Source organism: Thermococcus paralvinellae (genome assembly GCF_000517445.1).
In the GTDB taxonomy this organism is placed as follows: domain Archaea; phylum Methanobacteriota_B; class Thermococci; order Thermococcales; family Thermococcaceae; genus Thermococcus_B; species Thermococcus_B paralvinellae.
Window position 1 is genome coordinate 1,020,377 of sequence record NZ_CP006965.1, and the last position, 25,933, is coordinate 1,046,309.

Annotated in this window: 34 protein-coding genes; 17 read left to right on the plus strand and 17 right to left on the minus strand. The window is 39.4% G+C overall.

What is annotated here, in order from left to right:
- Positions 1-35 precede the first annotated feature (35 nt).
- Positions 36-1,661 carry an acyl CoA:acetate/3-ketoacid CoA transferase gene (locus TES1_RS05630; RefSeq protein WP_042680976.1) on the plus strand — a complete coding sequence of 542 codons (1,626 nt, stop codon included), beginning with the start codon at positions 36-38 and terminating at the stop codon, positions 1,659-1,661.
- An 18-nt stretch (positions 1,662-1,679) separates the two neighbouring features.
- Here the strand turns inward: TES1_RS05630 and psmB are convergent, their stop codons facing one another.
- The 4 genes from psmB to albA all read right to left on the minus strand — a co-directional run bounded on the left by psmB (position 1,680) and on the right by albA (position 4,074).
- Positions 1,680-2,279: an archaeal proteasome endopeptidase complex subunit beta gene (gene psmB, locus TES1_RS05635; protein ID WP_042680978.1), complete on the minus strand. Its 600-nt coding sequence runs from the start codon at positions 2,277-2,279 to the stop codon at positions 1,680-1,682.
- Between the two features lie 125 nt (positions 2,280-2,404).
- Positions 2,405-2,944 carry a CBS domain-containing protein gene (locus tag TES1_RS05640; protein WP_042680980.1) on the minus strand — a complete coding sequence of 180 codons (540 nt, stop codon included), beginning with the start codon at positions 2,942-2,944 and terminating at the stop codon, positions 2,405-2,407.
- A 57-nt stretch (positions 2,945-3,001) separates the two neighbouring features.
- Entirely contained in the window at positions 3,002-3,673 is a 672-nt protein-coding gene (locus TES1_RS05645; protein WP_042680982.1) for an ArsR/SmtB family transcription factor, read from the minus strand.
- A gap of 125 nt (positions 3,674-3,798) precedes the next feature.
- Positions 3,799-4,074 (minus strand): DNA-binding protein Alba, encoded by a 276-nt coding sequence (gene albA, locus TES1_RS05650; RefSeq protein ID WP_013467275.1) that lies wholly within the window; start codon positions 4,072-4,074, stop codon positions 3,799-3,801.
- A 174-nt stretch (positions 4,075-4,248) separates the two neighbouring features.
- Here albA and purB point away from each other — a divergent pair, with 174 nt between their 5' ends.
- The 10 genes from purB to TES1_RS11100 all read left to right on the plus strand — a co-directional run bounded on the left by purB (position 4,249) and on the right by TES1_RS11100 (position 12,417).
- On the plus strand, positions 4,249-5,610 hold the full coding sequence (gene purB, locus TES1_RS05655; protein WP_042680985.1) for an adenylosuccinate lyase: 1,362 nt from the start codon (positions 4,249-4,251) through the stop codon (positions 5,608-5,610).
- Positions 5,611-5,927: 317 nt separating this feature from the next.
- A complete protein-coding gene (locus TES1_RS05660; protein WP_051408180.1) occupies positions 5,928-7,325 on the plus strand; it encodes an RsmB/NOP family class I SAM-dependent RNA methyltransferase in 1,398 nt (465 codons plus the stop codon).
- A 50-nt stretch (positions 7,326-7,375) separates the two neighbouring features.
- Positions 7,376-7,546 (plus strand): hypothetical protein, encoded by a 171-nt coding sequence (locus TES1_RS11090; RefSeq protein ID WP_227738457.1) that lies wholly within the window; start codon positions 7,376-7,378, stop codon positions 7,544-7,546.
- Positions 7,547-7,578: 32 nt separating this feature from the next.
- Positions 7,579-7,716 carry a hypothetical protein gene (locus tag TES1_RS11095; RefSeq protein WP_227738458.1) on the plus strand — a complete coding sequence of 46 codons (138 nt, stop codon included), beginning with the start codon at positions 7,579-7,581 and terminating at the stop codon, positions 7,714-7,716.
- A gap of 143 nt (positions 7,717-7,859) precedes the next feature.
- Positions 7,860-8,516 carry a hypothetical protein gene (locus TES1_RS05670; protein ID WP_144080599.1) on the plus strand — a complete coding sequence of 219 codons (657 nt, stop codon included), beginning with the start codon at positions 7,860-7,862 and terminating at the stop codon, positions 8,514-8,516.
- An 84-nt stretch (positions 8,517-8,600) separates the two neighbouring features.
- Positions 8,601-8,972 (plus strand): hypothetical protein, encoded by a 372-nt coding sequence (locus TES1_RS05675; protein ID WP_042680989.1) that lies wholly within the window; start codon positions 8,601-8,603, stop codon positions 8,970-8,972.
- A 406-nt stretch (positions 8,973-9,378) separates the two neighbouring features.
- Positions 9,379-10,239, plus strand: coding sequence for a nucleotide-binding protein (locus TES1_RS05680; protein ID WP_042680991.1), 861 nt, complete (start codon positions 9,379-9,381; stop codon positions 10,237-10,239).
- 5 nt (positions 10,240-10,244) lie between these two features.
- Entirely contained in the window at positions 10,245-11,132 is an 888-nt protein-coding gene (locus TES1_RS05685) for a nucleotide-binding protein (protein WP_042680993.1), read from the plus strand.
- 188 nt (positions 11,133-11,320) lie between these two features.
- Complete coding sequence (locus tag TES1_RS05690) at positions 11,321-12,124, plus strand: radical SAM protein (protein ID WP_227738459.1); 804 nt, start codon at positions 11,321-11,323, stop codon at positions 12,122-12,124.
- Between the two features lie 26 nt (positions 12,125-12,150).
- Positions 12,151-12,417, plus strand: coding sequence for a hypothetical protein (locus TES1_RS11100; protein ID WP_227738460.1), 267 nt, complete (start codon positions 12,151-12,153; stop codon positions 12,415-12,417).
- Here TES1_RS11100 and TES1_RS05695 read toward each other — a convergent pair whose 3' ends face one another.
- Positions 12,418-12,771, minus strand: coding sequence for a DUF134 domain-containing protein (locus TES1_RS05695; protein WP_042680995.1), 354 nt, complete (start codon positions 12,769-12,771; stop codon positions 12,418-12,420).
- Positions 12,772-12,924: 153 nt separating this feature from the next.
- Between TES1_RS05695 and TES1_RS05700 the strand changes: the two genes are divergently transcribed.
- The 3 genes from TES1_RS05700 to TES1_RS05710 all read left to right on the plus strand — a co-directional run bounded on the left by TES1_RS05700 (position 12,925) and on the right by TES1_RS05710 (position 14,376).
- Positions 12,925-13,233 (plus strand): hypothetical protein, encoded by a 309-nt coding sequence (locus TES1_RS05700; protein WP_227738461.1) that lies wholly within the window; start codon positions 12,925-12,927, stop codon positions 13,231-13,233.
- 179 nt (positions 13,234-13,412) lie between these two features.
- Complete coding sequence (locus tag TES1_RS05705; RefSeq protein ID WP_042680997.1) at positions 13,413-13,868, plus strand: 6-pyruvoyl trahydropterin synthase family protein; 456 nt, start codon at positions 13,413-13,415, stop codon at positions 13,866-13,868.
- An 85-nt stretch (positions 13,869-13,953) separates the two neighbouring features.
- Positions 13,954-14,376: a PPC domain-containing DNA-binding protein gene (locus TES1_RS05710; RefSeq protein ID WP_042680999.1), complete on the plus strand. Its 423-nt coding sequence runs from the start codon at positions 13,954-13,956 to the stop codon at positions 14,374-14,376.
- A 14-nt stretch (positions 14,377-14,390) separates the two neighbouring features.
- Here the strand turns inward: TES1_RS05710 and TES1_RS05715 are convergent, their stop codons facing one another.
- The 5 genes from TES1_RS05715 to TES1_RS05735 all read right to left on the minus strand — a co-directional run bounded on the left by TES1_RS05715 (position 14,391) and on the right by TES1_RS05735 (position 16,799).
- Positions 14,391-15,062, minus strand: a complete 672-nt coding sequence (locus tag TES1_RS05715) for a DUF998 domain-containing protein (RefSeq protein ID WP_320406861.1) — start codon at positions 15,060-15,062, stop codon at positions 14,391-14,393.
- A complete protein-coding gene (locus TES1_RS05720) occupies positions 15,052-15,351 on the minus strand; it encodes an antibiotic biosynthesis monooxygenase (protein ID WP_227738520.1) in 300 nt (99 codons plus the stop codon). The genes TES1_RS05715 and TES1_RS05720 overlap by 11 nt, the downstream gene beginning before the upstream one ends.
- A gap of 180 nt (positions 15,352-15,531) precedes the next feature.
- Complete coding sequence (locus tag TES1_RS05725) at positions 15,532-15,960, minus strand: NifB/NifX family molybdenum-iron cluster-binding protein (protein WP_042681003.1); 429 nt, start codon at positions 15,958-15,960, stop codon at positions 15,532-15,534.
- A gap of 68 nt (positions 15,961-16,028) precedes the next feature.
- Positions 16,029-16,241, minus strand: coding sequence for a hypothetical protein (locus TES1_RS05730; protein ID WP_042681005.1), 213 nt, complete (start codon positions 16,239-16,241; stop codon positions 16,029-16,031).
- Positions 16,242-16,271: 30 nt separating this feature from the next.
- Positions 16,272-16,799: a NifB/NifX family molybdenum-iron cluster-binding protein gene (locus TES1_RS05735; protein ID WP_042682751.1), complete on the minus strand. Its 528-nt coding sequence runs from the start codon at positions 16,797-16,799 to the stop codon at positions 16,272-16,274.
- A 133-nt stretch (positions 16,800-16,932) separates the two neighbouring features.
- Between TES1_RS05735 and TES1_RS05740 the strand changes: the two genes are divergently transcribed.
- Complete coding sequence (locus TES1_RS05740; RefSeq protein WP_042681007.1) at positions 16,933-19,251, plus strand: DEAD/DEAH box helicase; 2,319 nt, start codon at positions 16,933-16,935, stop codon at positions 19,249-19,251.
- Here TES1_RS05740 and TES1_RS05745 read toward each other — a convergent pair.
- Positions 19,227-19,847, minus strand: a complete 621-nt coding sequence (locus tag TES1_RS05745; RefSeq protein WP_042681009.1) for a hypothetical protein — start codon at positions 19,845-19,847, stop codon at positions 19,227-19,229. The two genes, TES1_RS05740 and TES1_RS05745, sit on opposite strands and share 25 nt — an antisense overlap.
- A 385-nt stretch (positions 19,848-20,232) precedes the next feature.
- On the opposite strand from TES1_RS05745, the gene TES1_RS05750 reads away from it, so the two are divergent.
- Complete coding sequence (locus TES1_RS05750; protein WP_042681011.1) at positions 20,233-20,472, plus strand: hypothetical protein; 240 nt, start codon at positions 20,233-20,235, stop codon at positions 20,470-20,472.
- 2 nt (positions 20,473-20,474) lie between these two features.
- On the opposite strand, the gene TES1_RS05755 is transcribed toward TES1_RS05750, so the two are convergent.
- From TES1_RS05755 to TES1_RS05765, 3 genes are read right to left on the minus strand one after another with little or no spacing between them, the layout of a single operon-like run.
- The gene (locus tag TES1_RS05755) at positions 20,475-21,317 is read right to left on the minus strand and encodes a M55 family metallopeptidase (protein ID WP_042681013.1); all 843 of its coding nucleotides are present in this window, start codon (positions 21,315-21,317) and stop codon (positions 20,475-20,477) included.
- A 57-nt stretch (positions 21,318-21,374) separates the two neighbouring features.
- Positions 21,375-22,136: a geranylgeranylglyceryl/heptaprenylglyceryl phosphate synthase gene (locus TES1_RS05760; RefSeq protein WP_042681017.1), complete on the minus strand. Its 762-nt coding sequence runs from the start codon at positions 22,134-22,136 to the stop codon at positions 21,375-21,377.
- Entirely contained in the window at positions 22,133-22,576 is a 444-nt protein-coding gene (locus TES1_RS05765) for a GIY-YIG nuclease family protein (protein ID WP_042681020.1), read from the minus strand. Before TES1_RS05765 ends, TES1_RS05760 begins: the two co-directional genes overlap by 4 nt.
- Positions 22,577-22,637: 61 nt before the next feature.
- Here TES1_RS05765 and TES1_RS05770 point away from each other — a divergent pair, with 61 nt between their 5' ends.
- Complete coding sequence (locus tag TES1_RS05770) at positions 22,638-23,036, plus strand: DUF2095 family protein (protein ID WP_042681021.1); 399 nt, start codon at positions 22,638-22,640, stop codon at positions 23,034-23,036.
- 14 nt (positions 23,037-23,050) lie between these two features.
- Here the strand turns inward: TES1_RS05770 and TES1_RS05775 are convergent, their stop codons facing one another.
- From TES1_RS05775 to TES1_RS05785, 3 genes are all read right to left on the minus strand, one after another.
- Positions 23,051-24,562, minus strand: a complete 1,512-nt coding sequence (locus TES1_RS05775; RefSeq protein ID WP_042681022.1) for an AMP phosphorylase — start codon at positions 24,560-24,562, stop codon at positions 23,051-23,053.
- Positions 24,563-24,700: 138 nt separating this feature from the next.
- The gene (locus TES1_RS05780; RefSeq protein WP_042681023.1) at positions 24,701-24,952 is read right to left on the minus strand and encodes a hypothetical protein; all 252 of its coding nucleotides are present in this window, start codon (positions 24,950-24,952) and stop codon (positions 24,701-24,703) included.
- A gap of 144 nt (positions 24,953-25,096) precedes the next feature.
- Positions 25,097-25,933: a slipin family protein gene (locus tag TES1_RS05785; protein ID WP_042682752.1), complete on the minus strand. Its 837-nt coding sequence runs from the start codon at positions 25,931-25,933 to the stop codon at positions 25,097-25,099.

Sequence of the window (25,933 nt, forward strand, 5' to 3'; positions counted from 1 at the left end):
GTGGAATACGCTTATAATCCATTTGGTGTCGTTACATGGGAAGGATTGTGGAGGTAAATGAAGCCATTGATGAAATTCCAGACAATTCAGTGATAGCTGTTTCAGGCTTTAATCTGCTTGTAGCCCCAGAGTATTTGATCCTCAAACTGTTTGAGCACTATAAAGAAACAGGACATCCAAAGAATATTTTCTTGGAAGTCAATCCAATTCCAACAGCCCCCAATGGTGTTCTCGACAGGGTAATGGAAGAGATCTACAATGATCCAGACCAAGATTTCCTCTCAGGAATCCTTGTTACCTATCCAGGCTGGTCTCCCTATCTGCAAAAGCTGATTCAAGAAAATAGAATTGAGGGATACACATGGTCTATTGGGACGGCTTCGTGGTTTTTCAGAGAAGTTGCGAGAGGCTTTCCAGGAGTTATAACGAAAGTTGGAATAGGGACGTTCCTTGATGGAAGACAAGATGCCGGGTATTTAAATGACCTCGCAAAAGAAAAGAAGAGATGTAAGGTTCAGCCGATCGAAATTAACGGAGATGAATATCTCCTATACACCGCTCCGAAGCCAAATGTTACATTCATAAGAGGAACAACAAGCGATGAAATCGGAAACATAACGACAGAAAGAGAGGGAGCATTTACAGACATTTTGAATATGGCTCAGGCTGCTAAATCCCTACCAAATCCAGGGATTGTGATAGCCCAAGTTGAAAGGATTGCAAGATTTGGCTCTCTTCACCCCCAAGATGTGAAGGTTCCAGCACCCTTAGTGGATTATGTAGTCATTGCCCCAAAGGAATACCACAAGCAGAGCGCAAACATCCAGTATGATCCAAGAATTTCCGGTGAGATTATCCCTCCAGCTAAGCCAAGAATTCCAGAAATCCCATTAAATATCCGAAAAGTCATTGCAAGAAGAATTCTGCTTGAGATGGTTGAGATTATCAAAAAGCTTGGCAGACCAATCTTAGTTAACTTAGGAATTGGCATCCCATCAGAGGTAGCAGCAATTGCAACCGAGGAAGGCGTTCAAGATTATCTCTTTACTACAGTCGAATCAGGGCCTTTTGGAGGTGTCGCATTGGGTGGGCCAGATTTTGGAGCATCAATAGGACCATTTGCAATAATATCTATGGCAGATCAGTTTGCCAATTATGAAGGTGGGGTTATTGATGCTGCGAGCTTAGGATTCATGCAAGTGGACAAGTATGGAAACGTCAATCCTTCAATTCTGCCTGGCAGATTGCCTGGGCCTGGAGGTTTCCCAGTGATATCATTTGGCTCTCCAAGAATAATCTTTGCTGGAGGATTTACTGCAGGAAAGAGGGACATCAGAGTCAAAGATGGGCAATTAAAGATTGTCAAAGATGGTAGCATTATCAAATTCGTAAATCAAGTTTACAAGATAGTCTACAACGGTAAAGTTGGCCTAGAAAGGGGTCAGAGAGTCATATATGTAACAGAAAGGGCAGTATTCAGGCTTACAAAAGAGGGATTAATCCTTGAGGAAGTTGCTCCAGGTGTAGATGTAGAAAAAGACATCTTGACAAAAATGGAATTTAAACCTAAAGTAAGTCCAGTGCTAAAAGAGATGGACAAAAGGTTGTTCCTAGCAGGAAAAATGGGATTGAAAGAGGAAATCAAAGAAGCACTCAGTTAAGTGCTTTTGTTTTTATCTTTATTCTTTGAATTCAACGAACTCCTCTTTCATGCCATCTTTTGTGATCACAACAACTTGTATCTTCCTGTCCCCTGTATAAACGTCTCTCTTACCAGCTGTTCTGACAGCTCTAATAGCCAATTCTCTTGCTTCTTTAATGCTCATATCTTTCTTGTATCCTTCTTCGAGAATAGCTATTGCAAAAGGTGAACCGGAGCCCGTTGCTGTATAGTTGTCAAATATCAAGCCTCCAAGTGGGTCTAGATTTGCTAGAGTTGGTTCCTCAACATATCCGCCGATAATTATCTGCACTAGATATGGGAACCATTTGTTCTCATTTAATATGTTGCTCAAGAGATTAGCCATCGCTTTTGCAGTCATTGGTCTTCCCCATGTGAACTGGTAATAGCGAGCCTCAGCCTCAAGCATTCTCGCAAGCATTTGAACATCTCCAACGCTTCCTGCAGTTGTTATTGCTATTCTATCAGTAATCGGGATAATTTTTCTGATGTTAAGCGTCTCAACCATGTGGTCAAGTGAAGCTTGAGTATCAGCTGCCAAAACAACACCTTCATTTACTTTAATTCCGACTGTTGTGGTTCCAGTTTTCTTTTCCATAATCTCACCCCCTAAAAGTGGATAGACAAAAGAAGTTTTTAAAGTTTGGCTTAAATATGAATAGTCCAAGAAGAAACAAGAAACCCACTAACCTAAAAGAGAATTCAAAAGCAGTGCTTAGAAATTTATTGCTCTATTGAGTCTTTACAGTTTTCACAGACCCACTTCTCTTGTCCACCAATATAAACTTTATATAGTGGACCGTACTGTCCACAAATCTCACAGATTCCATAGACTTCAGTCTCGGTTTCCAATTCTTCTGTCTCTTTTTCCTCGCTGTTATACATCGCCAGCGCTGCAAGTAGGTCAGCAGCAGTTACAAATCCTATAGGCTTGCCCAGTTTTGTAACAAGAATTCTTCTAACTCCCTTGTCCATCATGAGCTCGATAGCATCCTGGATGTCATAGTCGTATTCGATTCTAACTGGATTTTTAGTCATTATTTCCTTGACTTTAACCCCCTTAGGACTCTTTCCTTTAGCAACAACTTTATCCAGAATGTCTCTGTCAGTTAATATGCCCACTATCTCTTCATTCTCAACAACAACTGCACTGCTAACTTTATTTTTGGCCAGTATCTTGGCAACTTTATCAATTGTATCATCTGGCCCAACAACCACTGCCCTTCTCTTAAGCACTTGTTCCACAGTTATTTTTGGCATCATTGCTATTCCCTCCCATTCATGTGGAGATATGAGAAGAAACTTAAAAATGTTTTGGGATCAGAGGTTTCTTTTTGCAAGCCAGTGTGTAAACGCTAAGAAGAGAATTATAAACGTTACAATTACAATATAAGGAAGGTATAATACCGGAGGAGTTGCAGATTTCTGAAGTGCTGGTGTGGTTGTAGATGTAACTGTTAAAGGAGTTGTAACTGTTGATACCCTCTCTATCGTTGCCTGAGTAACTGTCTCAGTTACAGTCTTTGTTAAATTCTGAGTAATATTCTGAACAGCATACTCTTGTGCAAACTTTGAACCAGCTTTCATTGGAGTCAGGAGGACTTTCGAAAACTTGTAAACCCCATAAGCAATTAAACCTGCAATACTCAAACTAATAATTTGAATTTTCTCAAAAGTTCTCAATATTCTATCCTTTACAGATATTTTTCTTGGGAGAAGAAGTATCGGCCTTGGGGATGCACGATAAAGTTTAACTTCTTGCAGTCTTTTTCCATACTTTTTACCTACAATCTCGACTAAGCCTACTTTGATCATTTTATCGATATGATATGAGACCGTTGAAAGGGGAAGATCTAACTCTCGAGCAATCTCAGAAAGAGAAAGCGTTTTCTCTTGAAGAAGTCTCAAAATAGCCAGAGATTTCTCATTCATTAATATTTGAGCGAGCTCCTTAGCTTTTTCATCATCAACACTAATAGTCTCAAATTCCACAAAACCCCACCAATAGAACTAGTGAGCAACGGAATATTAAGATTTCCTTTAACTTCAACGTAATCTGAACTAAAATTCGAAATTTGTAAAGTGATGAAAAGGAAAGAAAAGCTAAACTATTAAATTCATGGCTTCTCCAAAATGATCTCAATTGTTGAGGTGTTTGCTGTTCTTCCGTCTGCAGTTGGAAGTTCCTCTGTACCGATCTTGATCTCCTTAACTCTAACCTCTGGCAAGAATCTGTTCCTGACGATCTCTGCAACGTCAACAGCTCTGCTGATAGCCCTTCCTCTTGCCTTAATTGAGACCTCCTTTGCACCCTCGTTGAACTGGGTTATAACGGCAAGGACGTAGTTCATAACAGGCTTCTTTCCGATGTAAACAACATGTTCCTCTGCCATCTTTGGCACCTCCGAAAGTTTTGTCATAGCCTTTTCGTGATTTTTACGTTAAATACTTTTCGGTTGCTTGGATATTTCAGCAAAAATGTACCATGAAGTGTTCGAACTGCTTAACATGAAAATGTTCATAGCAAATGCTTTTAAGATGTATTATCACATGTATTTGGTGATATCATGGCCGTCCATCCGATCGATTATCGCTATGGTAGTGAAGAGATGAGAAGAATTTGGGAAGAAGAAAATAAGCTGCAAAAGATCCTTGACGTTGAGGCAGCTTTAGCGAGAGCACATGCGAAAGTTGGGAATATTCCGGAAGAGAGTGCAAAAGTAATAAGCGAAAAAGCTAATATAAAATACGTTAAGCTTGAAAGAGTGAAAGAAATTGAAGCTGAAATTCATCATGATATTATGGCTATAGTAAAAGCTTTAAGTGAAGTTTGCGGTGAGCACGGTAGGTACGTTCATCTTGGAGCCACTTCAAATGATATAATTGACACTGCAAATGCTCTTCTTATTAGAGAATCCTTAGAGATAGTTCTTAAAGATTTAAGGGAGATAAGGATAATCCTAAAAGAACTCGCAAAAGAGCACAAATACACCGTTTGTATTGGAAGAACTCACGGACAACACGCTGTTCCTACAACTTATGGGATGAAGTTTGCTATATGGCTTGATGAGATACAGAGACACATTGAAAGAATAGAGCAAGCAAAAGATAGGATTTTAGTTGGACAGATGAGCGGTGCTGTTGGAACCATGGCATCTTTCGGAGAAAAAGGTCTGGAAATCCAACGCTTAGTTATGAAAGATTTAGGACTAAAACCTGCAAGAATAAGTAATCAGATAATCCAAAGAGATATTTATGCTGAGCTCATGATGATTCTAGCTTTGATCGCGTCCACACTTGACAAAATTGCTCTTGAGATTAGAAACCTCCAAAGAACTGAAATTCTTGAAGTTAGCGAGCCTTTTGGAAAGAAGCAAGTTGGCTCATCAACAATGCCTCACAAGAGGAATCCAATAAGGAGCGAAAAAATCTGTGGACTTGCGAGAATCATATACTCTAATGTTATCCCAGCACTTCTGAACAACCCATTATGGCACGAGAGAGACTTAACGAACTCTTCAGTGGAGAGAGTAATCCTTCCAGAGACATTCATGCTGTTGGATGAAATGTTAAAAAATACAAAAAAAGTGCTCTCTGGCCTGGAATTTTTCCCGGAAAATATAAAACGCAACCTCTACTTAACAAACAACCTTATAATGGCAGAACCATTGATGCTAAAGCTAACAGAGAAGGGAATAGGAAGACAAGAGGCTCATGAAATTGTTAGACAAATCGCTATGAAAGCATTCTATGAAAAAAGAGACTTAATCGAGGTTGCTAGAGAAAATGAAGTTGTGAGAGAATACTTAGATGACAAGGATTTTGAGGAGTTAAAACCGGAGAACTACATTGGACTTGCTCCTCAGATAGTAGATGATGTAATTCAATATATAGAAGAAATTGAACAAAAAGAAGCTCAAGAATCTTAGGCATCTGTTTTCTTGCTGTGTCCATTTTTATTAACTTTTTGTTAGTTTATAACTTCATTATTGGGCATCTCTCAATATTTTCAGAGAATTTTTACTTATAATAATTGTGTAATTTATATTTTTTAATATTTTAATTCAAAACTTTCATTTATAGTATTTATAAATTTCAATAAATTACAAAAATCAAACTTCAACAATTTATGATAAAATATTAGACTTAAAATAGTAAAAAATTTGAAAAAATTACGATATTTGATATTAAAATTGACAAAAAGATTTAATAACATGCCCAAGAACTCAAAAATGAGGAGAACAGTATGGAAGAGCTCTTAAATGCCATAATACAACTTATTGAGAAAGAAAAAGAGGGAGAAAAGAAATTATCTATTCCCCCAAAAGGAGTTAGAGCACTAATTGAGGCAGTTAGATTAGCAGAGATTATAAAGCCCAGCCAATATGCAAAGAGGGAGGCGTTTAAAAAACACCAGATTGATGAGTATTATCTAAACAGAATGCTTACAATGCTTTTTTATGACATCATGAAGAAACAAGGGTTAATAGACAGAGCAATTGAAGATATTGTCGGTGTCAACCCTTTAATTCTTGATCCCTGGTTAAGGGCAGCTCTCAGGGTTGTAATAGACGTGTCACTCTTTCATCCTTCTAAACCCAGTACTCTCAAGGCTTTAAAATGGAAAGGATCAGACTTTATATCCTCTAAGACACATCCCTATGTTGGCATGTATTATTGGGACATCTTTGATAAAGTCATTAGCTATAAGCCAAGACCCAAGAGTAGAGATGAATTCCTCGAATGGAAGTATACTGCACCCATTTGGTTTATAAAGAGAATTAAGAGATTATTGGGTGAGGAAACAGAACAGTTCTTCCAAGCTGTGAACTCAAAACACAACTGGACAAGTATTAGGGTGAACACCCTCAAAGCTACCGTAGAAGAGGTAGTAGAAACTCTAAGAAGCGAAGGAAAAGAAGTAAAGGTAAACGAAAGAGTTCCAACTATAGTGAAAATAAAGGGACCATACGATTTTGATAGAAGCAAACTCTTCAGAGAAGGAACGATTTTGGTACAAGAAGAGGCAAGTGCAGTAGCTTCTCTAATTCTTGATCCTAAACCTGGAATGACTGTTGTGGATTTAGCCGCAGCTCCAGGGGGTAAAACAAGTCACATTGCAGAACTTATGAAGAATAAAGGAAAGATTTATGCATTTGACATTGATGAATTCAGGATAAAGCGGATGAGAGAAATCCTGAAAAGAATGGGTATAAACATAGTCAAGATAATCAAAAAAAATGGCAGGAAAGCTCCTAAAATTCTTGGGAAAGAAATTGCAGATAGAGTTCTGCTAGATGCACCATGTACTTCATCTGGAACCATAGGTAAGAATCCAGAATTAAGATGGAGATTAAGGGAAGTGAAGATCCAAGAAATGGCTGAGCTACAGAAAGATTTACTTAAAGCGGCTGCCCAGCTCCTAAAGCCAGGAGGTAGGCTATTGTATGCAACATGCAGTCTTTTCCCTGAGGAGAATGAGGAGAATATAGAGTGGTTTTTAGAGATACACGACAACTTTAGATTAATACCGTTAAATGACCCATATGATGAATCTCCACTGTTGAAAGGCACTATGAGGGCATATCCACATAGACACAATACCATAGGGTTCTTCTATGCTCTTCTAGAAAAAGTTGAATGAATGTAATTATGATGGATAAAGTTAAAAATATAACCATCAATGGAATTAAGGTGCCAAAGATGCTGGAGATATTGGGGTTCATATTCTACGCTGGAGCAGCATTAGTGATACTATTTATAGCAGCGTTTTCTGGAGGAATTTCGAGAATACTAGCATTTCCAGCAGCAATAGGCTATATGCTTCTTGCATTTTGGTCAATAGAGCAGGTGGGGCTGACATAGTTTCAAGAGGTCAAAACAGAGATAAAAGACTGATGCTTGCATTAAACTTAGCTTCCTTTGGTCTAGGGGCAGTTTCGTTCTATATCTACATGGAAAGCATTGCAACACCAGCTTTGCTCCTTGGACCTGCCTTTGTCATTGGGCTTTGGAAGAGCTTTAAGGAACATTAACTCTTGTTTTCTTTTCTTATCATTTTTTATGGCCTTTTGTATTCATCTGTTCAAAAACTTTAGATATAATGAATCTTATATGACAATTATGTATAGTGGTAAAATTAACAAGGTTTAAAAAGACTCGGAAACATTACTTGGTTATGGGGAGAGAGATGTGTGGAGCATATAATTTGGCAAAACATGAAGGCCTATATCTAAACCTTACCCCCTGGAGGGAAGATAATATTCTGAAGCCCTTTCGATGGTACTACTCAAAACAGCTTAGGATTGGGGGTTTAAATCCGAGAACTACTGCCATTTTGCTAACACGAGCAGAAACAGGAGCTGATACATATACCACAGCAATATACCTGAATCATATTCTAAAGACAAAGCTAACAAGTCTTCAGTCTGTAGCATCATGGAAACGCCAGATAACAGCAGAGGATATAGTTAAAACTGTAAGAAAAACACCCAAATCGTTAACACAGGAGAGTATTTTGGATACAATAAAATCTGGAGTGGAAAATGCAGTCAATAAACTCAGTGGGATTTCAATTGATAACACAAAATCAAAAGTACCCCACTGGCTAATAAAAACACACATTTCTAAGACACTTTCTGAGCATACAATAAGCCTGATAGAATGGACATTAGACAACAGTCGATATGATATTTATCTACCGTTGGAAAATGTAGCGATTGAGGTAAAATATGTCTGGGGATATACCATAAATTATCGTGAATATGCTGAGAGAGACAAAGCTATCTATGTCATCGTGGGTAAAATGTCTCATGGGAAAAACTCAAAAGAATAAGCGAGGCTAAAGGTATAAATTACATTCTGTACCGTACAGATTATGGTAGGTTCTTTTCGAATCTTGCGGATCTAGGTGAGTAACATGGTAGAGGATGGCACTGTAAAGTATACCCACCTTGGTCCCCTTGCAATGGAAATAATCATGACAAAGCTCCAACAGGCCGTTCTCTATCGGAATATGACCCAACCATTTTTCAGAGAAAATCAGAAAAATGGATATCTTGAACTGGTGATCCCCGTTAACTGCCTCTCTCCACTAGAAAAATATGTTTTGGAAGCGGCTGGTTATCCGAAAAAGCCTGTACGGCTTGGAGATAGCATCATCAGAGCGTTTATAATAAATGTCTATCACATAGAACAGGACAACCCAGAACTATCGAAGAAGATAATCGATATCTACAATAAACGTCTGGAAGAGAGTTGCGTTGGCCCGTGTTACAAATATGAAAAATAACCACCATGAATCGTAACCAATTTTTGTGTTGTTAAAGCGGGGTTAGAGAATAAAAATATGTAGTTTTGAACAACATGTCAAGGCACAGGTAAATGCTTGTCAGCTTTCCATAATACATCATTAAACGTAAAAATCTTAATTATGATTATTGTAATATTTCAAAAATTTTTACAATTATGTTTAATTTACTATTATAATTACCAAATAAAGAAAAGTTTATGATACCTTAAGGTTTTATTTTTGATGATAGTCATTTAAACTAATAAAATTAAAATTATGCTACATGTCAAAAATTACTTATAATCAACGTTAAAATTCCCACAAAATTCTGAGAGATAATTTCACAATTTTTGCATATGCACAAAATTTTTAAACTTTTAGGTTCCCCTAATTTTGGGGTGAAGATATGCAAATAGCAGTTAGCGGAGGAAAGGGAGGAACTGGAAAATCAACGGTTGTAATTAACTTAGCTATTGCTCTGAGGGATTACTTTGACCTGACTTTGGCAGATTTGGATGTTGAAGCTCCTAATGACCACATACTCTTAGGGATAAAACTCCAAAATGAAGAACCTGTCAAGCTTTTCATGCCACGTTTTGACTATTTCAAATGTATCAGATGCAAAAAATGTGCGGAGGTTTGTGAGGAGCACGCAATAATCACTATGAAAGATGGAACACCCTTTTTAATGCCAACATTGTGTTCTGGTTGTGGTGCCTGTCAGATTGTCTGTCCCGTCGAAGGAGCAATTTTAGAAGGTAAAAAGCTGATGGGTTACACATACTTAACCGAAACTCCATATGGCTTCCCTTTAGTTACCGGTAAGCTGTTAGAGGGAGAAGAGAGGGCAATGCCTATAGTCGTTGCAGCAAAGAAAAGAGCAAAAGCACTCAATAAAGAACTTTTGATCGTTGATACTGCTGCAGGAACGAGCAATACTGTTTCTAAAGCTTTAGAGGATTCCCAGCTTATTATTGCTGTCACTGAACCCACGCCGTTAGGTCTTCATGATTTAGAGTTAATTCTCAAGCTCGCAGATATTATTGGAATTAAAACATGGGTTGTTATCAATAGAAGTGATTTAGGAAATAAGGATGCTGTGAAAGAACTCGCAAGAAAATATAACGCCAGAATTATTGCTGAGATTCCCTATAGTGAAAACATACTAAAGAGCTACGTTGAAGGGAAACCAATTGTTTTAAGTGATTGCGAGGAAGCGGAAATTTTCAGAAAGCTTGCTGAAGAGGTTGCTAACTATTTGAGGTGATTAAAATGCAGATTGTCATTGCAAGCGGTAAAGGAGGAGTTGGAAAGTCAACAGTTGCAGCCTCACTCATATATCTGCTCAAGGACAGGTACAAACTTATAGTGGTTGATGCGGATGCCGATGCTCCAAATCTCCACCTGCTCTTTGGGGTTGAAAAGTGGGAAGAAGAGAAAGAGCTAACAGGAGCTAAAGTTGCAAGGATAAATCAAGATACGTGTATCAGATGCGGTATTTGCTATGAGAGATGTCCCTATGAAAGCATAAAGCTTGTGGATGGAAAATACGTTGTGAATGAGCTCACATGTGAAGGCTGTGGGGTATGTAAACTCGTGTGCCCAGTTAGAGGGACAATAACTCTTGAAGAAGCTCGCTCTGGAGTAATTAAGAAGACAACAACAAGGTATGGGTTCCCATTGATTTCGGCTCAATTGGACGTGGGGAGGCCAAACTCTGGAAAGCTCGTTACAGAGGAAAAAGAGTGGGCAAAAAGAATAATGCAGGAGCAGAGATTAGATCACATGATAGTCGATTCAGCAGCTGGAATTGGATGTCAAGTGATTGCCAGCATTGGTGGAGCAGATGTCGCTATCCTTGTCGCAGAGCCAACTCCAGCATCACTGAGCGATGTTAAGAGGGTTTACAAGGTTGTCCAGCATTTTAGAGAGCCCGCTTACTTAATAATCAACAAAGCAGACATTAATCCTGGCTTCAAGGGACTTTATGAGTTTGCGGAGCAAGAGGGAATACCAATTTTGGGTGAAATACCCTATGATAGGGCAATTCCATACAGTATGACAATGCTTAAGCCATTTGTTGAAGCATTCCCAGAATCAAAAGCTAGCAAAGCGCTTAAGGAAATTGCAAAAGCTGTGGAAGATGAAATTTTAAAGTAGTTTTAATTTTTATTTTCTCTAATCTAAATTATGTAATGATAAACTGTGACAAAAACATGTCTTGATAACATTGAGATGGCCTTTTTGGTCCTGCTCGTCTTTAGGATCTTAATCTGTGTTATATCACTGGTTTAGTTGTTAGACACTACCGATAAGCCTAAAGCTATATGGGTGCAATATTACACGAAATGACAAAGTGCAAGTTGTGTGGTCATGAGTCCGAAGAGATAAGCAAATCAATTGGAGTATGTGTTAACTGCCTTAGAAAAGATAAGCAAGCCGTGAAAACAGCAATGGAAAGCCACTTCAAGTGGCGCGAACTTATGGGGCTTCCCCCAGAGCCGCCAAAAAATGGAGAGCTTCAATGCAAAATCTGTGTTAATGAGTGCAAGATTCCAAGAGATAGTTCAGGTTACTGCGGAATAATATGGAACAAAGGTGGAAGGTTAACCACAATAACTGGGACATTCGATAAAGGTTATTTTCACTGGTATCTCGATCCTCATCCAACAAACTGTGTTGCTGAACCTGTCTGTCCTGAGCGAGAGCATTACGGCTTTTACAACTTGGCTGTCTTCTTTGCTGGATGCAACTTGAACTGCCTCTTCTGCCAGAACATCCACCACAAATACATGATAAAAGAAGGCAGAATTGATATGGGAGAAGGCGTTGTATTAAGTACTAATGAGCTTGCAAATATCGCTATGCAGAGACGGGTTACTTGTGTCTGCTACTTCGGAGGTGATCCAACACCGCACAGCATTTATGCCCTGAAAGTCTCAAGGAAAATTCTAAAGCGAACTGAAGAGAGTAAGAGAATTAAAAGAATTTGCTGGGAAACAAACGGTCTAGAGAATCCAAGGATAATGAAAGAGATGGCAGAACTCAGTCTCAAAAGTGGAGGAATCCTTAAGATTGACTGGAAAGCATATACGCCAAGAGTTTATCAAGCTCTGACAGGCATAAATGGGAAAAAGCTATCGAAAGGATAAAGGAGAACGTTAGGCTTGTCTTGAAGATGGGGGAGGGGAGAGAGCCACCTCTTTTGGTTGTCAGCACTCTTGTAGTTCCTCACTACGTTGATGAACACGAGATATTCAATATTGCAAACTATATAGCTGAAATAAATCCAGAAACGCCTTATGTACTGTTAGCTTTTGCTCCTCAGCACTTAATGCATGATGTCCCAACAACAAGCAGGAGGCAAATGGAAAAGGTTTACAAAGCAGCTCAAGAGGCTGGGCTAAAAAACATCTACATTGGGAATCCGTGGCTGTTGAGATAATTATTCCTCGTTATCTGAGCTTTGAGTCTTTGGCACCTCGTTTCCCTGAGCCAAAATTATTAGCTCTCTTCCCTCAACAAGCATTTGTACAACTTTTTTTCTCGCTGAGCTTAAAGCTCTCCAGACCGTTCCTCTTGAAACGCCCATTCTCTTTCCTGCCTCTTCTTGAGTTAATCCCTCATAATCCACTAATCTCAATGCCTCGAACTCCTCGTATGTCATGAAAATCGGCGGCTGAGGAGGTCCAATAGGCGGGCGCGCTGGATAGAAGTGCTTAATCTCTGGGATGAGACCAATAAAGCGCATCTTTCTCCTTCGTCCTCTGCCTCTACCCCTTCCCATTCCCCAAGGCATTTTAACACCAAACAAGAATTCTCATTAGGATTTATAGAGATTTCCCTTCAAGTTTGTTTGAAACTCTCAAAGACTTTTTAGCGCAATTAACCAAACCAAGGTTAGATGTGATAAAAATGAAAAGGTTATTAACAGCCATTGTTGTGCTGATTATTGTTTGGAGTCATTGTTGCCTACAATACGGAGGAGAAAAAAGTGATCATACTTAAAGCCACATTTAGAATGGGAGGTATAACCTATGAGGGACATGAAGTGCAAGGAGACACTTTAATTTTCAAATTCAAGCGGACTGGAGATTTCTTCACCCAAACAATAGTGGAGAAGGAAGTTAAAGCAGAAGTTGATGAGTTTCCGGCTAAAGTCATTATGGAAGTTGACACCAACGGAAATGTTAAGAGATATGAGGCAGAATTAATTTTTGATGATGGCAATGAGAAAATTTACAAAGCCTCAGAGCTTTGAGTTTGTGTGTCCTTTTTGTGGATATAAGGCAAAGAGCCTTGAAGAGCTTAAACAGCATATCCTAGAGAGACATACCCTCAATAGAGAAGACATCAGAGATCCTAGGTTCATCAATATTTGATGCAAAGTACTTAGAAAGGTTAATAACTTCTCAAAAAGAACTTTCTGTGGTGAGTGAAATGGAATTTAAGGTTGTAGAGAGAAAAATAGGATGGCACAAAGACTTTGATAGTTCGCATTTTTTAGTTCTGCCTTATGATAGCAAATGCTTGAGAATTCATGGGCATACTTACAACGTTGATGTCGAGATTTGGGGAGACTTAGATGAGAGAGGCATGATTTTTGACTTCAATCACTTAAGCAATCTCATTAAGGAAGTTGATCATCGCATTTTAACAAGTATCAAGTGGATTAAAGAGGATGGAGACTACATAATCATAGTTCAAAATGACAAAGAGCTCAAACTTCCAAAAAATGAAGTAGTGCTAATTGATGCTCCCAATGTTACTGCTGAGCTTATAGCGGAGTGGTTTGCAAAGAAGATAGCAGAAAAAGCCGGGAATAATGTAAAGCGAATAAAAGTCAAAGTCTGGGAAGATCCAAGAAGCTATGCCGAAATAATTTTGGAACGTTAACGTTTTAATTTTTAACATTATTTTGATAATTTTGTTCCAAAAAAATTAAATTCTGTTTATCTTATTTCTTTTGAGGTGAAAAAACATGAGACTCTCAAGGGGAAGGAACTTCATGTTTAGGATTCCTGAAGGGGAAGAGTTTTTGACATTCATTAACAAATTTGCAGAAAAGAACAACATACTTATTGGAACAGTAACAGCAATTGGAACGCTTAGAAACCCAAAAATCGGGTATTTTGAAGAAGAAAAAGGCAAATATAAAGTAATTGAATTAAGTGGCACTTATGAACTCCTTTCTGCGCTGGGCAACATCAGTCTAAAGGACGGGAAGCCCTTTGTCCATATCCACGCAGCTTTGGGAGACAAAGAAGGCAGAGTCTGGGGTGGTCATTTAATTGAAGGAGAAGTATTTGTTGCTGAGGTTATCATCCATGAACTACTTGGAGAACCATTGGAAAGAAAGCCTCAAGAAAACGGGCTGATGCTTTGGAATACAGAAGAAATTTAGAAGAGTAAAAACTCTCATGCTTTCTTCCCTTTCTTTAAGATTTTTGCGAGTACCATATAGTGCCATATTACTATTCCAAAGATGCCTATGAACTCTGAAATTGCCACTCCGTTAAAGACTCTCATTGCCCAAAACCCAAAGATCCAGCTGAGAACAAATATTATGACAGTTATAATTCCGAGTTGCTTCTCTCCCTCAAGATATAGCCCAATTCCAGCCACCATTATCCCAAGACTTGCTGTAATGAAGAAACCCCAGCTGACATAATAATGAGGAGAGGTTCCTTCCGGGAAAATCCCAATTCCTGCTAGGAATACCAAGCCAAGGATAAAAATCCCAATTCCCAGCTTTATTGTGGGGTGTTTTGCCTCCTTGAAAAGCCCTAAGGCATAATAGATACCTAAAACCGCTGCAACTACAATTGGAACATTCATCACCCAATTGTAAGGTAGGCCTACTTTTCCGAGGTCACTTATGGCGTTCTCTGTGAGGCTCCACCAAGAGCGATGTATGAATATTGCCGTGAATATCCCACCTAATCCAATAAATGGTGCACAGAGACCAGCCAGTTGTTGGCTTTTTCTCATTGGCATCACTGATTTAATATGCTCCCCTCTACCTATAACCCTAACGCCTATTAGAGCTTCCGATAGGGCTTCAAATCCACAGCATGCACTACTTCTCATAGAACACCCTATAGTGCTGAACGTACTTCTCCTTTTCCAGCAGAAAGTCGTCATCTTCGGGGTAGTACTTTGCGAGTTTAGGATTTTCGCCCGCGAACTTTTTAATTGACTCCATTGAGTCCCAGATGGTTACGAGAAGAAAATGTGCCATATCCTCCTCATCTCTTCGCGTGAAATATAGCTTTAGCAGACCATCAACGGAGCTATAATCCGGTACTGCCCGTTCAATCAAAAATCTCTCGTATTCGTCAGCTTTTTCAATTGGAACCTTTCCGTGCCATAATCTCATAATGGTCAAAATATCACCCACTTCACCTAATGCTCTATTATTATATTATATTATTATATTATATATTAAAAACCACCGCTACAATGCTCGCAGATACTTTTGCTCAAATCCCGTTGTCTCCAGTAAAAGTTTCCAAATTAAAGACAATGGAGAAATACCAAGAGAAAAAAGAAGCATATTTCACCAGTCGTTCACGCCATGTCTTCTACCCATACCACGTCCCATTCCTTTTCCTCGACCCCTCCCTCCACCTTCAGCTCCAAGTATTGGTTGTGTTAATTCTCCTCTGAGATATGCCTGAACAGCTTGTTCGACCGTCATAGTCGGTGGTGCTGAGACAAACTTTATGCCTGCAGCTTGAAGAACTTGTGAGGAATTTGGGCCAAACTGTCCAGCTATAACAATATCTACGCCTTCATTTATGCAGAGCTGTGCTGCCTGAATCCCTGCACCTTTTGGAGCAGTGTAAGCAGGATTTTGAACCACCTGAACATTTATTATGTTCCCGTTCTCGTCAACATCGACGATTGTGAAGGTTGAGGCTCTCCCAAAAGATTGGGTTACGAAATCGTCAAGCCCTCCTTTTCTCGTAGCTATGATAAACCTCATTTTTTCACCTCCGTCTTAAAATTAGGACAGCCTAACTTAAAAAGTTTTGCATATGCAAAAAATTAGAACTACACTCTTGATCTTAAAAACTCCCTCAGCAGAAGCAGAACCACCAAAGTTATTACATACGGTGATGCAACAAGGAACAGTTTAATTAGGACGTACAGTATCGCAATTATAACCAAAAGATCTATGATTCCAAAAAATCCGCCGAATCTTCTAAAGCCCCAGAAGCTTCTCCTACATCCTCTTCCATATCCTCTATTCATCAATCTCGGCATTGTATCACCTCAAAAATGAAAAACAGGAAATCACCACCAGCCATAAAGCCACCTAAGTGTCCTCCTGTTAGGCGTTCCTGTCCATGGGCAGTATCCTAACCGAGCGCCCCAGCCTCTTCCTCCTCTGCCGCCACCTCTTCCCCAACCACGGCCTCTACCCCAGCCGTAACCAAAGCCATAAGCTGGCCCATAGGCTGGTGCTGTAACTTGGGGCTGAGCTGTTTGAGGAGCACCCTTAATCACACTCTCAACGGCTTCTTTTATTTGGGTTCCTGGTTGAAATGTATAAACCCTAATTCCCGCAGCTTGAATTGCCCCCAAAGCGTTTGGCCCAAATTGAGGAACAATTACTGTATCAATCCCTTCATTTATGAGCATTTGCACGGCCATTGCACCTGCCCCACTGGGAGCATTAACTGCCGGATTCTGAATTGTCTTGACATCCTTTATTTCGCCGTTTTCAACTTCAATTATAGTGAAAACTGGTGCTCTGGCGAAAACTGGTGCAATTGTATCATCTAATCCCCCATTGGCTGAGCTTGGAACCGCAATTTTCATTCTTACCATATTCATCACCTCCACTTCCTAACATTTTCTATTTTGTGCATATGCACAAAATCTTAAAAGTTTTTCGGTTGACCTAACATACTGGTTTATAAATACCGGAGATGAGAAGATAATTGAGATAACCATGTATTTACGAAGGGATTTAATTCGGCCTCGTGTCTATCAGGAAGTCATTTATGCTAAGTGCAAGGACAAGAATAGTTTAATTGTTCTTCCAACAGGTTTAGGAAAAACGCTCATTGCAATGATGATTGCTGATTATAGACTGTCAAAATACGGTGGGAAGGTTTTAATGCTTGCCCCTACAAAGCCTCTTGCTCTTCAGCACAAAGAAAGCTTTGTTAGACTTTTTAACCTGCCACCTGAGAAAATAAACGTTTTAACAGGTGAGCTCTCACCAGAGCAACGAGCCAAAATCTGGGAGAGGAGTATAATCATCACAGCAACTCCCCAGACGATTGAAAATGATCTGCTGGTTGGGAGAATAAGCTTAGAAGATGTTGTTCTGCTTGTCTTTGACGAAGCTCATAGAGCAGTTGGCAACTATGCATATGTTTACATTGCCAAAGAATATATGCGACAAGCGAAACACCCACTTATTTTAGGTCTAACAGCTTCACCTGGTAATGATGAGGAAAAAATACGACAGGTTATTAAGAATCTCTATATTGAACATATCGAAATTAGAACTGAAAATTCACCCGATGTAAGACCTTATGTCCAAGGTGTTAGATTTGAATGGATTAAAGTGGAACTGCCAGGAATTTACAAAGAGGTTAGAAAGCTCTTGAGAGAGATGCTTAAGGATGCTCTAAAACCTTTAGCTGAAGCTGGCTTGGTTGATTCTTACTCTCCAGATATACCAAAGAAAGATGTCCTCAAAGCGGGGCAGATAATCAATGCTGAAGTCGCAAAAGGGAATTACGAAATTGGGAAGCTTATGCTTTATCAGGCTAAAGCTATGAAACTCCACCACGCCATTGAGCTTTTGGAAACTCAAGGACTAACAGCTCTAAGGGCTTATTTAAAAAAGCTTTACGAAGAGAGGCAGACAAAATCAAACAAAGAGCTCATGAGTGATCCAAGAATGAAGAGAGCAATATCTCTTTTAATTCAAGCTAGAGATTTAGGGCTAGACCATCCAAAAATGGACAAGCTGAAAGAACTCATAAAAGAGCAGCTTGATAAAAAACCTAACTCAAAAATAATTGTTTTTACAAACTATAGAGACACCGCAAAGAAAATAGTTAAAGAGTTAGTTAATATGGGGATTAAAGTTTCACGTTTTGTCGGACAAGCAAGCAGAGAGAATGACAGGGGAATGAGCCAGAAAAAGCAGAAAGAAATCCTTGACCTTTTCTCTCAAGGAGTGTTTAACGTCCTTGTTGCTACAAGTGTTGGTGAGGAAGGTCTGGATGTTCCAGAAGTAGATTTGGTTGTGTTCTACGAACCAGTTCCTTCAGCGATTAGGAGCATACAGAGAAGGGGAAGGACTGGAAGGCACAAGCCCGGCAGAGTTGTGATTTTAATGGCAAAAGGAACGAGAGACGAAGCATACTACTGGAGTTCACGGCACAAAGAAAAGCAGATGATTGCTGTCCTTAAGAAGGTGAGTGAAATGGTTAAAAAAGAGAAGCAGGCTTCCCTTTTGGGATTTGTTAAGCCCAAAAAGGAGGAAGAAAAAAGAGAAATTATTGTAGAAGAAGAGAAAGAACAGCAGAAAGCTGAAGTTTCAACCGAGGAAGTCTATGAGAAACTTCCGGTTAAACCAATTTTTGTGAAAAAGCCTAAAGGGATTGTCATCTATGTTGATTCTCGTGAGCTGAAGAGTCAAGTGCCCAAGTATCTTAAGGAACTTGGAGCCCACATTGAAGTCAAAACTCTGGATGTCGGTGATTACATAGTCAGTGAAGATGTAGCTGTTGAGAGAAAGTCGGCAAATGATTTCATTCAGTCCATAATTGACGGCCGTCTCTTTGACCAAGTGAAGAGATTAACAGAGGCATATGCAAGACCTGTGATAATCATTGAGGGACAGCTTTATGGGATTAGGAATGTTCATCCCAATGCAATTAGAGGAGCTTTAGCTGCCGTAACCATCGATTGGGGTGTGCCGGTTCTCTTTTCTGCTGATGCTAAAGAGACAGCACAGTTTATCTATTTAATCGCAAAGAGAGAGCAAGAGGAGAGGAAAAAGGAAGTTGCTGTAAGAAGCGAGAAGAAGGCGTTGACTTTAGCAGATAGGCAGAGGCTGATAGTTGAAGGTTTGCCCTATATTTCAGCAACTTTAGCAAAGCGTTTGCTTAGACATTTTGGAAACGTTGAAAGGGTTTTCACAGCAAAAGAAAGTGAGCTCATGGAAGTCGAAGGCATTGGAGAGAAAATAGCGAGGGAAATTAGAAAAGTTATTACTGCTCCCTACGTTGAGGACGAAGAAGAGTAAAGACAGGGAAGCCTGTAATCAGAACCATCACTCATTACAACTAGAATGCAAATATTTCTGTGCAGTGATATTTTGTAATTGTTAGTCTTGAATACAAGAGCAAAATAGTTCTTGGTAGCAAAAGGTGAAAGGTTAATTCTAATGGCATTGCTCCCTTCAATTTCAATTCTTCCACTACTTTCGCTGTAATCAAGTTCCCATTTTTCGGGAAATCTAACTTTTATCCTTTTTATATTGTTTATCCCACCAAAATCAACCAAGCTCACGAAGAAAACTGCCCAGTTTGAGGTTACTAAACCAACCCCATCAATTCTCTGCGTCTGTTCTGGAGTCAGGGGGACATAGGTAAAGTCTATATCACGGGTTTCAGTTCTGTTACGAATATTAAGACAACCATACACCATGTGATTATCTTTAAACTCATATGACATGCCCCAGAACTGGGATGCCGGAACCTTGTAGGTGTAAAGCTCCCTAACTATTTCAAGGGGATAATTCGGAGTGTTATATTCTTTGTAGGATTCCACGAGAATTTTTGCAACTGATGTTCCATTCGACAAGATTTGTGCATGAGCTATATACCCTTCAACTTTCATTGAGTCAACTATGGGACATTACAGAGATAGAAGGATTATAAAAAGACACAGAAAGCATCATTCCGACAATTAGGCCAAGGACAATCCCAGCAACAAAAAGTTTTAGGGCCTTCATTGCTGATCCCATAGTAATTTAACTACAAATGTTTATAAGAGTTACTTTGTTTCATTGTCAAAATGTGCCCCGGGGGAGCGGAGGGAACTCACAGCTCGCCTCCGCGCTCATTCCCCACGGTTGCCCGGGGCATTATAAATTCCACGCATTTAAACTTAAGCTTTTTTCATATTTCATAACCATTAGGAATATTCATGAAGAAGAGTAATAATCACGGCTCATAAAAAAAGTTATATAGAGCTTTTTTCTTAAAATAAAGTGGTGATACGTATGAAAATCGTTGAATTGGACATTAAGTTACCATATGACAAAAGAGGAAAAATTCTAAGCAAATTATGTGATAGGGTTAGGGGTAAGATTAAGGATATACACTTCTTCCCACCCACAGCTTCTGGAATAAGTGAAATAAAGATGAAAGTTGAAACTGAAAATGTTCAAAAACTTCTCCAAGACTTGAAAAGAATTATAAAAGAAGGGAAAATAAGCTTCAAAGTCTTGTCCGAGGCTTAACTTTAACGCTGAACTATTGCTCTAACTCCTGCAGCTGCAAACACTAAAAGCTCAAAGAGTCTGTATGCCTCTTCTACATTCTTTGCTTCAAATTCCACAGTTTTTCCATCAATTCTCTTCACAGTAGGTAAGAGCTCAGCCGTGTCCACCATTTCACTTCCTAAGAAGCGAAGCTTAACCTTTACGGGCTCTTCTGTTTTTAACGGTTTAGCTTCTCCACGTTTAAACTTTTCAACAGCTCTATTTACTGCCTCCATTAGCTCCTTTTCAAGCTTCGCTAAGCTTGGACTTTTGGCTGAGTATCTTGATAAAGCGTTTTTGAACACAACGCCCTCAGCCCAAGGGGTGAAACTTTTCACGTCTTCCTCAATCAGCTTTGCATCTCCACCCACAAGAACAACTGGAATGTTCCAGCTTCCTAAAAGGTAGCTGTTAAGGAGAAATTCGCTCACTTTAACCCCGTTTATCTCGAGATAATCAACAGTTGCACCGCTGTAAGTGTGATCAAAAGTTGCATAAGGAGTTCCAGCTTTCGCGTGATAGCCTAGGAACATTGCAATATCGCTTCCTTTAGCAAAAGCCACCATGCTTAATGGTCTTGGAAATCCTCTCACAAGTTCAACATACTCTGGCAGTTCTTCAACTAAGAGGTTGACCATAGGACCATGACTGTCTGCTATTATAATTTCCTCAAAACCTTTTTCATGAAGTGTTTCTGCAACAATCAGCGTTATTTTGGTTGCTATTTTCCTTGCCTCGCTATATAAGGCTCCCTTAACAAAGAGATGCTCTCTACTGACAACAAAAGGCATGCCTTCTAAATCTATGGAGATGAAGGCTTTCATTTACATCACCAAGATAAATATCGAAACGATAAAAGAAAAGTTTTGTGGTAGAAGAATTCAGCCTTTAACACCTTTGATTAAACTTTCAAGCCTTTTCCTAGCTTCTTCCAAAGAACCAGCTTTTTCAATAGCTGTTCCAGTAACAATAATATCCGCCCCGCTCTGGGCAACCTCTCTGGCATCTTCATAAGTTCTTATTCCACCCCCAACGATAAGTGGAACATCAATAACACTCTTGACAACCCTAATCATCCTATTTGGGACGTGTTCGGGTGCCCCACTTCCAGCCTCAAGATATACTAGTCTCATCCCTAAATATTGACCAGCCAATGCATAAGCTGCAGCTATTTTTGGCTTGTGTCTGGGAATTGGTTTTGCATCTCCAACCCAGCCAACAGTTTCACCAGGTTCTATGATAAGATATGCCATGGGGATTGGTTCAATGCAATATCTTTTTACAGTAAATGCACCTAAAGCTTGAGCACCCGTTATAAAGAATGGATTTCTCGAATTGAGAAGGCTCATGAAGAAAATTGCATCAGCATATTTGCTTATACCTCCATGAGAACCAGGGAAGAGTATTACGGGCAGAGAGGAGCTTTCTTTTATGGCCCTAACGACACTATCCAAAACCTCACCTTCGGCACCTGTTGAGCCTCCAACCATTATTGCATCTACTCCAACTTCTTCGCACATCTTAGCTATTTTTGAAGCCTCTTCTGGTGAAACATCATCAGGATCAAGCAGAACAAAGTGCAACTTTTCTTTTTCAAGCTTTTCGTGAATATATGATTCAACCTTTCCGAGCTTCAGTTTCATTTCTCTCCCTCCAATTTTCTAACTTCATTGGGACTTTTAACACTTTTCCACTTCAATCCCAATTTTTGGAGAATAGTAGTTAACAGGTTGTCAGGTTCATCTTTGAAATAATAGAGATTTGAGCCTATCCTTAAATCACTTGCTCCAAATCCCTTAACCGGCTTTCCAAATTTTGAAACTTCTCTTGAGAGTTCTTCTTCGATCTTTGCATCATTTGGAATTAAGTAGGCTCTCAGAAGCTCGGATTCTTTAAGAAGAAAATCAATGTGCCAATGAAGCTTTTTGTCTTTTTTAAAGTGTCTCTCAACTCTCTTCTCAAGGGAATTCATTGCAGAACCCACATAAACGTAATACCCAGCTTTAAGAGGAAACTCTTTTCTTTTGGTTCGTACAATCATGTCTCCCTCGACTTTAATGACTAGGAAATATGACCCTCTCATAATATCACCTTGTAAAGAAGATTTTATAAACTAACCTCCAACCCATTATTAGGTGGAATTAATGGATGAGAAAAAGAAGAAATCTGTGGATGAATTCGCCTGGCAGGAATATGATAAGGAGGAGTTTAAAGAAAAATTTCCTGCCTTGGCTAAAGAGCTTGAAGAAAGGGAAGGTATTGTTATTGAAGGTTATCGCGTAGATGAATTCCAGGTTCTTGAAGAGGAGGAGCTTGAAGAAGAGAAGATAGACTTTTCAGGATATAATCCCACAGTGATTGATTTCTTAAGAAGATGTGAAACCGATGAAGAGGCTTTAGAGATTATCAACTGGCTTGAGGAAAGAGGGGAAATAACTCACGAAATGGCCAAGGACTTGAGAATTACCCTTGTCAAGAAAGGAGTTAGGGCCTTTGGGCCAAAGAAAGAGTGGGGTTGGTACGAAAGACATGGAAAGCATTAAAAGAAGGAAAGAAGTCAGATATTTCCTATTCGCTGAAGAACCATCCCTTCAATTCTTATTGGCTCTGTTCTCCTTGCATAGATGATAGCTTGGTCGAGTCTTGCCTCGCTCTCAGCGTATATTGTGAACAATGGATCACCTTCCTTGACTTTCTCCCCAACCTTAACATAGAGCTCAAGTCCAGCTCCCTTGTCCTCTGGTGCTCCAGCTGCTCTTGCAATTCCTGTTATAGCCTTATTGTCAATGAAAGTGACATAACCGCTTGTTGGGGCTGTGAAAGTATAGGTTTTGTCCCCAATTGGGATTTCTTCTGGTTTAATATCTGGATTTCCTCCCTGCTCCTCAATGATTTCTCTCATCTTCTGGTAAGCTTTTCCGCTCTCAAGAATTTCTTTCGCCATTTTCTTACCCATTCCAGCTGGTGCAACTCCACCCATCTCTAAGAGAATTCCTGCCAAGCCTGTTGCCTTCTCAACGAGGCTTCCAGGGCCTTTTCCAGTCATGAGTGTCTGCAACGCTTCCTTAGCTTCAAGGGCTGGACCAACTGTGTGTCCGACTGGCTGTCCACCATAAGTTATTGCAACCTCAACATATTGCCCCAATCTCTTTCCAAGCTCAATGAAGTCCCTTGCTAATGATCTTGCCTCTTCCATTGTTTCAACTTTGACTCCCTTACCAGTTGGAATGTCAATTAAAATGTACTGAGATCCCATAGCATATTTCTTTGACATAATGCTTGCAAGCATTAAGCCTCTTGGATCAATGCTTAGGGCCCTCTCTGCCTTAATTGTTATGTCATCAGCTGGGGCTAAATTCAATGCTCCTCCCCACACGAGACAGGCACCAATCTTCTCAACAATTCTCTTAATTTCGTCCAAGCTGAGTGAGACGTTTGTAAGGACTTCAACAACGTCAGCTGTTCCAGCTGCACTTGTGATAGCTCTTGATGATGTTTTTGGAATTGTTAATCCAGCGGCAGCAACAATTGGGACAACAAGAATGTTTGTCTTGTTTCCTGGGACTCCACCAATACTGTGAACATCCATAATTGGCTTTCTGTCTATGTCCAACATATCACCTGTCTCTGCCATTGCAACGGTAAGAGCAGCGATTTCATCCATATCAAGACCATTAATCTCGAGAGCAGTGACAAATGCACTAATTTCAATTTCTCTTAACTTCCTATCAACAATGTCCTTAATTATGCTTTCAATTTCAACTTTCCTTAACTTTTCTCCGTGCATCTTTTTCTTTATGTAGCGTATGCTTTCCGGAGTTCCTGCTGGAGCTATGTTCACAATCTCTCCTTGAGAAAAGCTGTGTACTTGGAGAATATCTTTGCTCAGTCCAATTTCTCCCTCTTCAACCATGTTGCTTATAACAACATCCCCATACACCGTTTTTTTGCCACTCTCAATTTTAACCAAGTCCTCTGGGTGCAATTTAACCTTCTTTGCATCATTTTCATTTATAACCACCGTAAATCTCCCAGTATATACATCAAGAATTCTTATTTTTGCCTTCATTTATCTCCCCCCTAAAAGTCGGTAGTGTCTTATATTGAACAAATCACTACTTAAAGATTTTTAACTAAATTATGAAAAACTTAAAGGAGAATAACTTCAGATAGTCACAAAAATCTGTAAAGAAAAATAAAATTCAATTTAGGCAGTAACTCTCCTTGAAAAATCTGGTATGACAAATTTTAAAGCATTACCTTCATCAGAAATGGAATTAAATACTCTCAGAACATCATGTGCAACTTTCTTTAACTCTTCTGGAAGAACAGCATCTTTTCCATAGGCATAATAAAGGACTTCATCAAGGGGGGCACTTACAAGTTTACCGTTGAACAGATACACTTCTTTTTCTGTTATTTCTACTATGTGGTTTGGATACGCCAATTTCACTTTCATAGCCCTCACCTCCAATATATAATTAATAATAATAGCTTATTTTTAAGATTAACGCTGTAGAAGTTTTAGTTACAATTTGGGATTAATTAAGATTGATATTCGAAAATTAAAGATAAAAACTGGTAAAAAGAAACGAAAAAGACACTACTCAGACTTTTCTTCCTTTTTCTCTTTCTCCATCTCCTTTTCAAGCTTCTTTCTAGCAACTTCTGAGGTGTCAGCTAAGCTTCTAAAGAGCTTGAGCATTTCCATAGGTAGTGTAAGCACTATGACATTGCTCTTGTCACTTGCAACATCGCTAATCGTTTGCAGTGTTCTCAATTGCAGTGCCATTGGATGTTCTGAGATTATCTCAGCAGCTTCTCTAAGCTTCTCTGCTGCCTGTCTCTCAGCCTCAGCAAGTGTTATCCTTGCTCTCCTTTCTCTCTCTGCCTCAGCTTGTCTTGCCATTGCTCTCTGCATTCCACTTGGTAACTCAACATCTTTTAACTCAACAGTTGTTACCTTGATTCCCCATGGATCTGTGGCCTCATCTATAATCCTCTGTAATTCTCTGTTCAGTTTTTCTCTTTCACTCAAAAGCTCATCCAAATGTGCCTGGCCTATTACACTTCTCAAAGTCGTCTGGGCAATTTGAGAAGTTGCCATAATAAAGTTCTTAACTTGTGTAACTGCCTTAATTGGGTCAACAACCCTAAAGTAAACAACTGCATTAACCCTAACTGGAACGTTGTCCCTTGTTATTGTTTCCTGCACTGGAACGTCTAAAACTTGGGTTCTCAAATCCACTATAACTGCTTTTTCAAAAATTGGTATTATGAAGAACAAACCTGGACCTCTAGCTCCAACAACTCTACCTAGCCTAAAAATTACTGCCCTTTCATATTCCTTAACTATTTTCAGTGCTGAACCCAAAAACACTAAAATAAACAACAAAACAACTGCTGTTACGATAAAGTTCCCACCAATAAAGCTTACCAT